At 74.5% G+C, this 13,617-nt stretch carries 9 protein-coding genes and 1 pseudogene; 1 reads left to right on the top strand and 9 read right to left on the bottom strand.

The window, feature by feature from the left end; genetic code table 11:
* The 9 genes and pseudogenes from MCAG_RS32975 to MCAG_RS35315 all read right to left on the bottom strand — a co-directional run.
* On the bottom strand, positions 1 to 4,505 hold a 4,505-nt coding region (locus tag MCAG_RS32975; RefSeq protein ID WP_198141645.1), incomplete at its 3' end, for a type I polyketide synthase.
* Positions 4,506 to 4,541: 36 nt separating this feature from the next.
* A complete protein-coding gene (locus tag MCAG_RS32970; protein ID WP_198141644.1) occupies positions 4,542 to 5,945 on the bottom strand; it encodes a type I polyketide synthase in 1,404 nt (467 codons plus the stop codon).
* A gap of 29 nt (positions 5,946 to 5,974) precedes the next feature.
* A complete protein-coding gene (locus tag MCAG_RS26715; protein ID WP_007076067.1) occupies positions 5,975 to 7,171 on the bottom strand; it encodes a cytochrome P450 in 1,197 nt (398 codons plus the stop codon).
* Positions 7,171 to 8,421, bottom strand: coding sequence for a methylaspartate mutase (locus MCAG_RS26710; protein ID WP_007076066.1), 1,251 nt, complete (start codon positions 8,419 to 8,421; stop codon positions 7,171 to 7,173). Before MCAG_RS26710 ends, MCAG_RS26715 begins: the two co-directional genes overlap by 1 nt.
* Entirely contained in the window at positions 8,418 to 8,888 is a 471-nt protein-coding gene (locus tag MCAG_RS26705) for a cobalamin B12-binding domain-containing protein (protein ID WP_007076065.1), read from the bottom strand. The genes MCAG_RS26710 and MCAG_RS26705 overlap by 4 nt, the downstream gene beginning before the upstream one ends.
* Entirely contained in the window at positions 8,885 to 10,120 is a 1,236-nt protein-coding gene (locus MCAG_RS26700; protein ID WP_007076064.1) for a decarboxylase, read from the bottom strand. The genes MCAG_RS26705 and MCAG_RS26700 overlap by 4 nt, the downstream gene beginning before the upstream one ends.
* Positions 10,117 to 11,550, bottom strand: a complete 1,434-nt coding sequence (locus MCAG_RS26695; protein ID WP_232290295.1) for an AMP-binding protein — start codon at positions 11,548 to 11,550, stop codon at positions 10,117 to 10,119. The genes MCAG_RS26700 and MCAG_RS26695 overlap by 4 nt, the downstream gene beginning before the upstream one ends.
* 147 nt (positions 11,551 to 11,697) lie before the next feature.
* A complete protein-coding gene (locus MCAG_RS26690; RefSeq protein ID WP_232290294.1) occupies positions 11,698 to 12,789 on the bottom strand; it encodes an AMP-binding protein in 1,092 nt (363 codons plus the stop codon).
* Between the two features lie 224 nt (positions 12,790 to 13,013).
* A pseudogene (locus tag MCAG_RS35315) lies at positions 13,014 to 13,256 on the bottom strand (D-alanine--poly(phosphoribitol) ligase); the annotation flags it as partial.
* Positions 13,257 to 13,367: 111 nt separating this feature from the next.
* Between MCAG_RS35315 and MCAG_RS26685 the strand changes: the two are divergent.
* The gene (locus tag MCAG_RS26685; protein WP_007076061.1) at positions 13,368 to 13,616 is read left to right on the top strand and encodes a phosphopantetheine-binding protein; all 249 of its coding nucleotides are present in this window, start codon (positions 13,368 to 13,370) and stop codon (positions 13,614 to 13,616) included.
* Position 13,617 lies beyond the last annotated feature (1 nt).

The following is a 13,617-nucleotide window of genomic DNA, read 5'->3' as shown; positions in this document are numbered from 1 at the left end:
TACCCGGCCACCTCCTCGGAGACCGCGCCCAGCCGGGTGGCCCAGTCGTGGTACATCACGCCGGCGAAGACCCCGGTGCGGGTCCCCCGCAGCGAGCCGGGGTCGATCCGGGACCGCTCCAGCGCCTCCCAGGACACCTCCAGCAGCAGTCGCTGCTGCGGGTCCATGGCCTGCGCCTCCCGCGGACCGATGCCGAAGAAGTCGGCGTCGAACTCGGCGGCGTCGTGCAGGAAGCCGCCGTGCCGCACGTAGCTACGGCCGGGCCGACCCGGCTCGGGATCGTAGATCGTCTCGACGTCCCAGCCGCGGTCCGCCGGGAACGGAGTGATCGCGTCGACTTCGTCGGCCAGTAGCCGCCACAGGTCTTCCGGCGACCCGACACCGCCCGGGTATCGGCACCCCATTCCGACGATCGCGATCGGCTCGTCCGCGTCCGTGGTCGCGCCGCCCGGGCCGGACGGCTCGACGCCAGCGGCGGACGCGGCAGAGCCCGCAGAGCCGGCCAGGCCGGCCAGGATGTGCTGGGCCACCGCCCGCGGCGTCGGCTGGTCGAAGACAAGCGTGGCCGGCAGCCGGAGCCCGGTGGCCGAGTCGAGGGCGTTGCGCAGCTCGATCGCGGCGAGCGAGTCGAAGCCCAGCTCGCTGAACGGTCGGCGCGGGTCGATCGCGTCCCGGCCGGGGTGGCCGAGCACCGCGGCCACCTGGGTCCGCACCAGGTCCAGCACGACCCGGCCGCGGTCCGCCTCGGTTAGGCCGCGCAGCCGCCCGGCCAGGTCGGGCCCGGTCGGGGCCGGGGACGGGCGGGCGGGGGCGCCCGCCGGTCGGGCCGGTACCAGCTCACGCAGCAGTGCCGGCACCCCGTCCTGGCGGGTCCGCAGCGCCGCGGTGTCCAGGCGTACCGGCACCAGGGCCGGTTCGGTGCAGCGCAGCGCGGCGTCGAGGGCCTCGAGGCTCTCCTCCGGGGTCATCGGCGCCAGCCCGAGCCGGTCGATCCGGTGCCGGTCGGCCGGGGCCAGCTCGGCGCCCATGCCCTGCGATCCGGACCACAGCCCCCAGGCCAGCGCGAGCCCGGGCAGCCCGAGCGCGCGCCGGTACCCGGCGAGCGCGTCCAGGAACGTGTTGCCGGCCGCGTAGTTGCCCTGCCCGGCGCCGTCGAGCAGGCCGGCCGACGAGGAGAACAGCACGAACGCCGCGAGGTCCAGGTGCCGGGTCAGCTCGTGCAGGTGCCAGGCGGCGTCCAGCTTGGCGCGCAGCGCGGTGTCCAGCTGTGCCGGGGTGAGCGTACCGATCATGCCGTTGTCGAGCGCTCCGGCCGCGTGCACCACCGCGGTCAGCGGGTGGTCGGCGGGCACCCCGGCGAGCAGCTCGGCCAGCGCGGCCGGGTCAGCCACGTCGCAGGCTACCACCCGGGCCGTCGCGCCCAGCCCGGCCAGCTCGGCGACCAGCTCGGCGACGCCCGGGGCGCCCGGACCGCGCCGGCTGGCCAGTAGCAGCCGGGACACCCCGTGGGCGGTGGCCAGGTGCCGGGCGACCAGCCGACCCAGCCCACCGGAACCGCCGGTGACCAGCACCGTACCCGCGGGATCCCAGTCGACCGGCTGTGCGGCCGGGCGTACCCGGGCCAGCCTCGGGGCCAGCAGCACCCCACCGTCCAGCCGCAGCTCCGGCTCACCGGCGGACAGCGCGGCGCGCAGCAGGCACGTGGTCAGCGCCGCCTCGTCCAGGTCGAGCAGGACGAACCGGCCCGGGTGCTCGGCCTGCGCGGAGCGCACCAGGCCCGGCACCGGGGCACCGGCCAGCCCGGCCGGGCCGGTGACCCCCCGGGTGACGACGACCAGCCGGGACCCGGTGAACCGGGCATCGGCGAGCCACTCCTGGACCACGCCGAGCAGCCGGTGTACCGCCGCCCGCGCCGCCGGCACCAGGTCCTCCGCGAGGTCCGGCCGGACCGGGACCACCACGATGTCCGGGACCCCGGCCGCGGCCAGCGCCGCCAGGTCCGGAAAGGTCGGCGCGTCCAGCCCGAGCGGATCCGGCCCGAGCACCGCCACCACCCCGGACTGGTCGCCCACCGAGTCCACCACGTCGACCGGCCGCCACTCCACCCGCAGCAGCGGCCGGTCCCGGCCGGCCCGCAGCGCCTCGGCGGGCACCGGCCGGGAGCGCAGCGACGCCACGGAGGCCACCGGCGCGCCGGACGGGTCGGCCAGGGTCAACGACGTCCCACCACCGGGAGCCGGCGAGATCCGCACCCGCAGCCGGGTGCCGCAGGCCGCGAACCGGCGTACCCCGGTCCAGGCGAACGGCAGGTGCAGCGAGTCCGGCTCCGCCTCCGCGGGGGTGTCGATCGCGTGCAGCACCGCGTCCAGCAGCGCCGGGTGCGGGTCGAAGCCGTCGGCCGCGGCGGTGGCCGGCAACTCCACCTCGTCGAAGTTGTCCGTGCCGCGCCGCCAGATCGCGCGCAGACCACGGAACGCCGGGCCGTAGCGTAGCCTTCGCGCCAGCCGGGGATAGAGGTCGTCCATCGGGACCGGCCGCGCACCCTCGGGCGGCCAGGTGACCAGCTCGACCGGGGTAACCCCGGCGGCCGGCGCCAGGTGCCCGGCGGCGTGCCGGGTCCAGGTCGTGGCCACGGGCTCGGCCTCCGACCGGGAGTAGAACTCGATCGTCCGGCGCCCGTCGTCACCCGCCGCCCCGACAACGACCTGCATCGCGATCCCGCCCTGCGGGGCCAGGACCAGCGGGGTGTGCAGGGTCAGCTCCTCCACGCACCCGCCGCCGGAGTGCTCCACGGCGCGCAACGCCATCTCCACGAACGCGGTACCGGGCAGCACGATCTCACCGGCGATGGTGTGGTCGGCCAGCCAGGGCTGGGCGGTGACGGACAGCCGGCCAGTCAGCACGATGCCGTCCGAGTCGGCGACCCCGACCACCGCGGGCAGCAGCGGGTGGGCCGACGCCACCTGGCCGAGGGTGCCCGGGTCGGCGGACCGGGCCGGCGGGCTGAGCCAGAAATGGCTGCTCTGGAAGGGGTACGTGGGCAGGTCGACGCGGCGGTAGGAGCGTCCACTGTAAAAGGACGACCAGCGTACCGGTCCGCCCCGGGCGAACACGGTCGCCAGCGCGGCCAGCAGCGTCGCCCCGCCGGTGCCCCGGCGCATGGTCGGGGCGACCGCGATCTCCTCCCCGGCCAGCCCGTCCCGGGCCAGCCCGGTGAGCACCTGATCCGGGCCCAGCTCCAGGCAGGTACGCACGCCGAGGCCGGCCAGCGCCCGTACCCCGTCGGCGAAGCGCACCGGCTGGCGCACCTGGCGTACCCAGTACTCCGGGGTGCCCAGCTCCTCGGCGGTGGCCGGCCGTCCGGTCACGTTGCTGATCACCAGGAGCCGGGGCGGCGCGTAGCTCACCGCCCGCAGAACCCGGCGGAAGTCGGCCAGCATCGGGTCCATCAGCGACGAGTGGAACGCGTGCGAGACGCGCAGCCGTCGGCCCCCGCCGAACGCGGCGGCGACCCGGTCCACCTCGTCCCGCTGGCCGGAGACCACGACCGAGCGGGGGCCGTTCACCGCGGCGATGTCGACGCCGCCGGTCAGCCGGGCGCGTACCTCCGGCTCGGTGGCGGTCACCGCGACCATGGCGCCGCCGGACGGCAGGGCCTGCATCAGGCTGGCTCGGGCGGCGACCACCAGGCAGGCGTCGGCGAGCGACCAGACCCCGGCGAGGTGCGCCGCGACCAACTCGCCGATCGAGTGGCCGAGTAGTGCCTCGGGTGCCACGCCCCAGGACTCCATCAGCCGGTACAGCGCCACCTCGACGGCGAAGATCGCGCACTGGGCGTACCCGGTCTGCTCCAGCGTCGTCGCGTCGGTCCCCCACAGCGCGTCGCGCAGCGGCCGGTCCAGGTGGACGTCCAGGTGGTCGAGCGCCTCGTCCAGAGCCTCGGCGTACACCGGGAAGTCGCGGTAGAGGTCCCGACCCATGCCTGGCCGCTGGGTGCCCTGGCCGGTGAAGAGCATGGCCACCCCGCCGGGCGCGGCGCTGTCCACAACGGCTCCGCCGCCCTGGGCCACGACCGCCAGGCCGTCCCGCGCCTGCGCCGGATCACGGGCCACCACCACGGCCCGGTGCTCCAGCGCGGCCCGCGTGGTGGCCAGGGCGTGGCCAAGGTCCGGCAGCTCGACCCGGTCCAGCACCGGCAGCAGCCGACGAGCCTGCTCCCGCAGCGCCGCCGCCGACCGCGCGGAGAGCACCAGCGGTACGGCCGCCGGTGGGTCGTCGGGGGTATCGGTGCTGATGGGGTCCGGGTCCTCGGCCGCCTCCAGGATCAGGTGAGCGTTGGTGCCGCTGACCCCGAACGAGGAGACCCCGGCCCGGCGCGGACGATCGGTCCGCGGCCAGTCCCGCGCCTCGGTGAGGAGTTGGACCGAGCCGTCCGACCAGTCCACGTCCGGGGTCGGCTGGTCGACATGCAGGGTCCGGGGCAGCACCGCGTGCCGCATCGCCATGATCATTTTGATCACACCGGCGGCGCCGGCCGCCGCCTAGGTGTGCCCGATGTTCGACTTGACCGAGCCCAGCCAGAGGATCCGCTCAGCCTCCCGGCCGTACGTGGCCAGCAGCGCACCCGCCTCGATCGGGTCGCCGAGCCGGGTGCCGGTGCCGTGCGCCTCCACCGCGTCCACATCGGCGGGGCGCAGCCGGGCATCGGCCAGGGCCCGCCGGATCAGCCGCTGCTGGGCCAGCCCGCTCGGCGCGGTCAGCCCGTTCGAGGCGCCGTCCGAGTTGATCGCGGTACCCCGGATCACGGCGAGGACCCGGTGCCCGTGGCGAACCGCGTCGGAGAGCCGCTCCAGCACGAACAGCCCGACGCCCTCGCTGAACCCGGTGCCGTCGGCCGCCGCCGCGAACGCCTTGCACAACCCGTCCGGAGCCAGCCCGCGCTGCCGGCTGAACGCGGTGAAGGTGCCCGGCCCGGCCATCACCGCCACCCCGCCGGCCAGCGCCAGCGGGCACTCGCCACGCCGCAGTGCCTGGACCGCCAGGTGAACCGCGACCAGTGAGCCCGAGCAGGCGGTGTCCACGGTGAGCGTCGGCCCCTCCAGCCCGAACACGTACGCGACCCGGCCGGAGATCACGCTCGGCGCGTTGCCGGTCAGCAGGTAGCCGTCCAGCGAGCCGGGCGCTTCGGGCAGCCGGGGACCGTACTCCTGCGCCTCCGCTCCGATGAACACGCCGGTCGGGGTGCCGCGCAGCGCCGTGGGATCGATCGCCGCGCGCTCCAGCGCCTCCCAGGCGGTCTCCAGCACCAGCCGCTGCTGGGGGTCCATGGCCGAGGCTTCCCGGGGCGCGATGCCGAAGAAATCGGCGTCGAAGTGGGCGGCGTCCGGCAGGAACCCGCCGACCCGTACGTAGCTGCTGCCCGGCCGGTTCGGGTCCGGGTCGTAGAGCCTCTCCAGGTCCCAGCCCCGATCGGTGGGGAACCCGGACTGCACGTGCCGGCCGTCGGCGACCAGCCGCCAGAGGTCCTCCGCGGAGCGGATCCCGCCCGGGTACCGGCAGCCGATCCCGATGACCGCCACCGGCTCCGCCGCGTCCCCGATGGCCGGCTCGACCGGCACCCCGGCATCGCCGACCGCCGCACCCCCCAGCCGAGCGCACAGGTATCCGGCCAGCTGCGCCGGCGTGGGGTGGTCGAACGCGACGGTGACCGGCAGGTCCAGGCCGGTCTCGGCGGCCAGCCGGGCGTGCAGCTCCACAGTGGCCAGCGAGTCCAGGCCCAGATCGCGGAACGGCACGGTCGGGTCCACCGGCTCGACCGTTACCGGCATGACCTCGCGGAGCACGGCGGTGGTGTGCTCCTGGACCAGCCGGTGCAGCAGGCGCTCCCGCTCGGCGGCGGCCAATGCGGTCATTGCGGTCAATTCGGCGAACGCGGCCTCGTCCATCGCGCCACTCCCATCGTCGTTCGCGGTCATCACCAGGTGACCGGCAGCCGAGCGGGGCCGCGCACGATCACGCCGTACTTCCACCGCACTCCGGCCCGCCCCTCGGCCAGCCGCAGCCCGGGCAGCCGGGTGAGCAGTTCGGTCAGCGCCTCCTGCAGCTCCAGCCGGGCCAGTTGGGCCCCGATGCAGTGGTGCGGCCCGTGCCCAAAGGCCAGGTGCGGGTTGTTGCGCCGGGTCAGGTCGATGCGCTCCGGATCGGCGAAGACCTCCGGGTCCCGGTTGCCGGCGGCCAGGGCGGGCAGCACCGGGTCGCCGGCGCGGACGACCACGTCGCCGAAGGCGACGTCGGCCAGCGCGTAGCGGGCGAACATCGCGGCCGTGTTGATCGGGACGAAGCGCAGCAGCTCCTCGACCGCGGTCGGCATCAGCTCCGGCGAGCCGCCCAGCAGGGCGAGCTGCTCCGGGTGGGTGAGCAGGGTGAACACAAAGCTCGGCAGGCCCGAGGAGACCGTCTCCACGCCGCCGGTGAGCAGCCCGGGCCCGGCGATCGAGATGAGCTCGTCCTCGGACAGCTTGTCGCCGTTGTCCCGGGCCCGCACCAGCGCGCCCAACAGGTCGTCGGTGGGCTCCCGGCGACGCTGCGCGACCAGCCCGGCCATGTAGTCGCCGAGCGCGTCGCCGAGCTCGAAGAACACCTCGCGCTTGGCGGTCGCGTCGTCGGTCAGACCCTCGGTCCACTCCCGAAAGATCTGGTGGTCGGCGAAGGGTACCCCCAGCAGGTCACAGATCACCGAGACCGGCAGCGGGCGGGCGAACTCCTCGACCAGGTCGGCCGGCGGCCCCTTGGCCACCATCGCGTCGACCAGGCGGCGGGCCCGGTTTCGCACGTCGGCCCGCATCGCCTCGACCCGCCGCGCGGTGAACGCCTTGCCGACCAGCCGGCGCAGCCGGGTGTGGTCCGGCGGGTCCATGCCCATGATGCCGTCGCCGTCCAACTGCCGGCGCAGCCTCGGCTGGTCCAGTCCCTGGGCGATGGCCCGGCTGAACCGCGGGTCGGTCAGCACCACCTTCACGTCGGCGTACCGGGTGGCCAGCCAGGCCGGTTCGCCGTACGGCAACTGCACCCGGCTCATCGGCTCGTCCCGGCGCAGCGTCGCGTACAGCGGCGAGCTGTCGATCTCGTGCATCTCGAACGGGTAGTCGCGGATCGGACCGCCGGAGACCATCAGACCTCCTTGAGATGGGGTGCGTCGAAGGTGCGCTGCGTGTAGGAGAGGGCGGACAGCAGCTCGGTCGAGCCGACCGGGTCCCGGGGGCGCAGTTCCGCCAGGCCGCCGAGCGGCAGGTTGCCCAGCCGGGTCCAGCGCAGGGTGCCGTCCTCGTCCAGGTGGCTGCGGCTGCGCCCGGCGTTGTCCGGGTGGATGCAGTAGGGCACGTCCAGCAGCCCGCGCCGGAACGCCAGGACGATGGCCCGCCCGAGGTCGGGGGCGCCGTCCAGCACCGCCTCGACGATCGCACGCGCCTCCCGGTAGACCTGGCCCCCGGACGCCGCGGGGTCCGCCGGCCGGGGCATGGCCCGGGCGGTCGCCGCGGCGTGCTCCAGGGCGGCCACGTTCTCCGCGATCGTCGGGATGCGGTACGCCTCGGCGACCGTCTTGACGATCAGCCGCTGCGCGCCGCCGGCGACCGCGAGCCGCACCGCCTCGGCGAACAGCCGGCGCGCGCCGGCCGGGGTGCGCGGTGCCAGGCCCATGTAGGCGTACACCACCACGTGGGTGTCCGCGCCGGGCAGCAGCTCGGCGCAGAGCCGGCGCAGCGCGGTCACCGCCTCTAGATCCTGGGCCGGGTTGGTTTGCTGGGCGTAGCTGACCGAGATGGACCGCAGCCCCATCCGGTGGAAGAACAGCGCCTCCAGCACGCTGATCGCGACCAGTTCGCTGGGCGGGCAGAGCTGGCCCAGCATGCAGCCGCCGAACGTCTCAAGGTGCGGCTCCACCCCGTCCTGGCGGGTGGTCAGCAGCAGCTCGCAGGCGGCCGCCCAGTTCGCCACGGACTCGGCCAGCGGGGTCCGGCCGTAGGGCAGGCAGTACGACACCGGGCCGCCCTCGGTGGCGTGCAGGCCGGCCCGGATCAGCGCGGCGAAGATGTCCAGCGGCCGGGCGGACCCGTGGCGCACCTGCACCGGGAAGTCCTCGGCCAGCACCCCGTCCAGCACCGCCCGGGTCGTGTCCACCGGATGATTGACGATCGGGTACCCGTTGAGCGCGATCCCCTGGCGCAGCGCGTGTCCCGCGGCGTCCAGGTCGCCGACCCGGGTGTAGCTGTCCAGCGTGATGGTGCCCACCGTGGCGGCGTCCGCCTGCCGGGTGGCCAGCAGCCCGGCGCGCATGAGGGTCGGGTCGGCGAAGCCCATCCGGGGCTGCACCACCAGCGCGCCCCGGGCGTGCCGCCAGCGGACGAACTCCCCGAAGTTCACGGCCGGCCCACGGCGACCCGGCCGGCCACGAACCGCCGGAACGACTCGATCGCGTCGGGCCGGTCGTCGTACACCGCGTCGAAGCCGGCGTCCCGCAGTTCGGCCACCCGCTCGGCCCGGTGCTCGCCGGAGACGCCGAGCTTGCCGCCCAGCACGATGGGCATGCCGGCCAGCCCGGCGGCGCCGCGCAACTGCCCGATCACGCGCAGCCCGTCCTGGTAGCCGTGGCCGTTGACGCTGCTGAGCACGACCAGCGCGGGCCGGCGGATCCGGCATTGCTCGACCAGCAGCCGGTCCGGCACGCACGGGCCCAGGTTGGTCACCTCGAAGCCCAGCTCCTCGACCAGCAACTGGAGGAAGACCAGGTTCCAGGTGTGCGCGTCCGAGGCCATGCTGCTGACCACCGCGGTCGGGTGGCCGTCGCGCGACGCCGCGGGGTGCGGGTCGAGTCGCGCGGTCGACGTCACGACGGGGCTCCCTTCGACAGCGGCACCCGGCGCGGCTCCAGCCGGGACACCGACACCACCTCGCCGTTCCGGACCGTCACCTCGGCCGGAGCCGGCCGGCTCAGGAAGCCGAGCAGGCTGGCGGTGATCCCGTACGCGCCGACGTTCGGTATCCGCACCACGTCACCGGCGGCGAGGACCGGCACCTGGACATCCCGGCCGAGCAGGTCCCCGGGGGTACACAGTGGACCGACGAGGCTGGCTCGCTCGGTCGCGTCGGCGCCGTCCAGGCACACCGCCATCGGCAGCAGCCGGCCCAGGCCGGAGAGCCCACCGATCGCGTTGATCCCGGCGTCCACGATCACGTAGGTCTGCCCCCGGCCCCGCTTGACGTTCACCACGCCGCACAGCAGCGTCCCGCACCCGGCGACCAGATAGCGGCCGGATTCGCAGGCCAGCCGGGGGGTGCCGGTACGCCACCGGGGCAGGTTCAGGTCGAGCAGCCGCTCCAGCTCGGTACGCAGCTTCGGGTAGACCATCGGGGCGCCCGGCACCGCGTACGGCGCGGCGAACCCGCCGCCCAGGTCCAGCAGCTCCAGCGGCAGGCCGGAGTCGACGGCCAGCCCGGCCGCCAGCTCGACCACCTGCTCGAACTCGGCGACCAGGTTGGACTCGTCGCCGGCGTTGCTCATCGTGAAGAAGTGCGCGCCGACCAGCCGGGCCCCGCGGGTCGCGCGCAGCTCCGGCAGCAGCGCCGGCAGACTCTCCAGATCCAGGCCGAACTGGGACGGCCGGCCCATCATCCGGATTCCGGTGGCGGCCCCGGCCGTGGTGCAGTTGATCCGCAGCAGGCATTCGGCCACCGCGCCGTACCGCTCCGCGACCGCGCCGATGCGCCGCAGATCGGTCGGTGACTCGGCGGAGAACAGCCGGACCCCGCGGGCGATCGCGACGGCCAGCTCGGTGTCCGTCTTGCCCGGTCCGGTGTAGAGGCACTCCCCCGCGGCGTACCCCGCGGCGAGCGCGGCGTCCAGCTCGCCGGTCGAGCTGATCTCGGCGCGGCAGGCCGGTCCGGGCCCGTCCCGCAGCGCGCCGGCCACGTCCGGGTGCGGGTTGGCCTTCACCGCGTAGAAGAGGTCGAATCCGCTGGGCAGGGCGGCGAACAACCGGGACCGGGCCTCGGCCACCCGATCCAGGTCGTAGACGTAGAGCGGGGTACCGAATCGCTCGGCCAGCTCGTCCGGGCCGGTCATCGGGCCGCCCTCGCCCGCAGCTCCCGGATGGCGTTCTTGCCGTGCGCGGTGAGCGGCACCTTGTCCACCACGTGGCACACCGCCGGTACCTTCGCCGGCTCCAGCCGCTGGGCCAGCTCGCGCAGCACGGCGTGCGGCGCCAGATCGGCCTCGACGTAGACGGCCAGGTCGAGTTCGCCGGTCGGGGGCACCGCGGCGGCGGCGCGTACCCCGGGAATGTCCATCGCGGCCGCCTCGATCTCGAGGGTGCTCATCCGGATGCCCTTGCGCTTGAACATGTCGTCGGACCGCCCGGTGAAGTAGAGGAACCCGTCCGCGTCCATGTGCCCGTAGTCGCCGGTGTGCAGGCGCCGCGCGCCGGTGACCGGATCGGGCCGGAAGGTACGCGCGGTCAGCTCCGGATCGCCCCAGTAGCCGGGCATCACGTGCGGGCCGGACACCACGATCTCGCCGATCTGGCCGGGCGGCAGCGGGCGGCCCTCGGAGTCGATGACCGCCACGGTGGTACCGGGCAGCGGCAGGCCGACCGCCCCCAGCCGTGCGCCGTCCTGCTCCGGCGGCATGATGGCGATCCGCTTGCACTCGGTCTGGCCGAACTGGCGGACCACCCAGGCGCCGGGGAACGCGGCGCGCAGCCGGGCGATGGTGGTCGCGGACAGCGCGGCACCGGTGTTGGTGAACATCCGCACGGTCTCCCGGGCCGGGGCGGTGAATTCCCGATCCACGTGGGTGAGGATCATCGTGGCCAGCGACGGCACTATCGGCACCACCGTCGCGCCCACCTCGCGCATCCGGGCCAGCAGCACCGGATCCGCCTCGGCGCCGGCGAATACCAGCTCGGCGCGGCCGAGGCAGCACAGCAACACCTTGTAGAGGCCATAGTCCCAGGACATCGGAAACCGGCAGAAGACCACGTCGTCGCCGCGGTAGCCGAGCACCGCCTGGATCGCCCGGGACGCGAAGGTGAGCTGCGCGTGCGGCCCGATGACGCCCTTCGGGGTGGCGGTGCTGCCGGAGGTGTACATCAGCACCGCCACGTCGTCCGGGGCGACCGGGACCGGATCGGCGCGGCCGGCCGAGCGCAGCAGGCGCACCTGCGTCCACACCTCCGCCGCGTCGGCCTCGGTGAGGAACATCCGGGGCTGCGCGCCGGCCAGCACGGAGCGCAGCTGGAACGGCTTCATCGCGGGATTCAGCGGTACGAACACCGCGCCCCGACGGGACACCCCGAAGAACATCGCGACCAGTTCCCGGGTCGTCGGCCACTGCACCGCGACCCGGTCGCCCGGCCGCACGCCCCGGGATTCCAGCCAGGCGGCGACCGCGTGGCTCCATGCGGCGAGTTCGGCATAGGACCACCCGCCGGCGGCGTCGCGTACCGCGGGGGATCCGGCTGCGGCGGCGGCCGCGGCGTCCAGTAGAGAGTGCACTGTCGACTCATCGGACAAAGGCTTCAACAGGTCCAACGCAACGCTCCCGAGCAGGCCCGCAAGCGGGAAAAGACCGGTGACTTTCGGCAAGCTACCGTGGCGGCCGACGGGCGCCACACCCCTACTAGGCGTCCACTACGCGTCCCCCTATGCCGCGCCGGATCCGGTACCGGCCACCAACTCCCGGGCCCGGTCGGCCAGGCGCGCCCGGTCGACCTTCCGGTTGCCGTTCAACGGGAACTCGGCCATATGCCGGTAGTGCCGGGGAATCACGCCGTCCGGCAGCAGTTCGCGCAGCCGGCGTACCAGATCCACCACCGGCACGGGGGTGCCGGTGTAGAACGCGAACAGCTCGGTGCTGGCCTGCCCCGGGACGCCGACCGCGACCGCGTCGTACGCGCCGCAGGCCCGCAGCGCGTGCTCCACCTCGGCCAGCTCGACCCGCTGGCCCTGGACCTGCACCTGGAAATCCCGCCGGCCCAGGTAGAGCAGCTGGTCCCCGGCGACCCGTCGGACCCGGTCACCGGTGCGGTAGAAGCGCCGCCCGGCCCGGTGCAGGAACCGGCCCGCCTCGTCGGCCGGGTCGAGGTATCCGGCGGCCAGCTGCGGACCCGCGACGCACAGCTCGCCCTCCCGGTCGTCCCGCTCGCCGTCGTCGCCGAGTAGGAGCCGGTCGTGGCCTTCGTGCAGGACGCCGATCGGCACCACCCCGTTGACCGCCAGGCGCTCGGAGTCCGCACCGGCCCAGCGGTGCGCGGTGACCGTGATGGTGAGTTCGGTCGGGCCGTACAGGTTCTCCAGTGTGGAGTGTGGCGCGGCGCGTTGCCAGTCGGCGGCGTCCCGGCACTGCAACGCCTCGCCGGCGAAGAAGCTCCACCGCAGCCCGGCCAGCGCGGCCGGGGTGAGCCCGCCCATCCGGCGGACCAGGTCGATCGCGCTCGGCGTGGAGAACCAGACGGTGACGCCGGCCCCGGCCAGGAACGCGGGGAGTTCGCGGTACGCCGGCGCGGGCACCGCCACCGCGGTGGCTCCGGCGCCCCAGGCGGAGAACAGGTCGAACAGCGCGCAGTCGAAGTTGAGCTCGAAGGTCTGCGAGAACACGTCCTGCGGGGCGAAGTCGTAGCGCGCGTCCAGCTGCCGGAAGTAGTGTGCAGTGTTCCCGTGGGTGATCCGCACTCCCTTCGGCCGGCCGGTCGAGCCCGACGTGAACAGGATGTACGCGACGTCGTCCGGCCGCACCGGTACCGGCCGGTCGAGGGCGCCCGCCGCGGGCCGGACCCGATCAGCGCCCGGTGCAGCCCGGGGCCAGATCCGGGCCCAGAACCGGCGGTCCGGAGACCGCTCGTCGAGCAGCTCCGGCAGCAGCCGGCACCCAGGACTCGTCGACGACCAGCGCACCGACCCCGGGCCGCGGCCAGCAGTTGCCGGGTACGCGCCGGCGGGAAGTCCGGCCGCAGCGGCACCACGGTGGCCCCGGCGTACAGCGCGGCGAGCGTACCCACGTATCCGGTCACTCCCTTGTCGGCGAGTACCCCCACCGCCCGCGCCCCGGTGCCCGCCAGGGCTCCCGCCCAGCGCAGCGCCAGCTCGTGCACCTCCGGGTAGCTGGCGCACCGGTCACCGACCCGGATCGCGGGTTCCCGCCCGGACCGGGCCAGTCCCCGCAGGAACCGGGTGTAGAGCGGCTCGCTGGGCGTCTCAGCCATCTCGACCTCCGTCATGAATAGGGGTTCCGCCGCCCTGCCCGGCCGGTAGCGTCCTGGATCGAGCCGGTCCGGCCGGTCCGGCCCGACCGCCATCGCCGATCGGAGCGACGCATGTGGGACAACCGGTTCGCGGAGTTGCTGCGCGGGCATCTGCCGTTCCTGTCGCCGGACGAGCCGCTGGAGCAGGACGCCCGGCTGCGTGACTTCGGCCTCGACTCGCTCGCCACGGTCGAGTTGCTGGCCGAGTTGGAGCGGGAGTACCAGGTGCACTTCGCCGACCAGGCGCTGTCGCTGGAGACCTTCGCCACCCCGGCCATCCTGTGGAAGACGCTGTCCGGACTGACCGGCGCCGCCGAGTGAG

This window comes from Micromonospora sp. ATCC 39149 (assembly GCF_000158815.1).
Taxonomy (GTDB): domain Bacteria; phylum Actinomycetota; class Actinomycetes; order Mycobacteriales; family Micromonosporaceae; genus Micromonospora.
This window is presented reverse-complemented; position numbering and strand designations above follow the sequence as displayed.

Coding starts and splice junctions, on each gene's coding strand:
- MCAG_RS32970 (WP_198141644.1), bottom strand. CDS start 5,945: ATGGACGAGGCCGCGTTCGCCGAATTGACCGCAATGACCGCATTGGCC.
- MCAG_RS26715 (WP_007076067.1), bottom strand. CDS start 7,171: ATGGTCTCCGGCGGTCCGATCCGCGACTACCCGTTCGAGATGCACGAG.
- MCAG_RS26700 (WP_007076064.1), bottom strand. CDS start 10,120: ATGACCGGCCCGGACGAGCTGGCCGAGCGATTCGGTACCCCGCTCTAC.
- MCAG_RS26685 (WP_007076061.1), top strand. CDS start 13,368: ATGTGGGACAACCGGTTCGCGGAGTTGCTGCGCGGGCATCTGCCGTTC.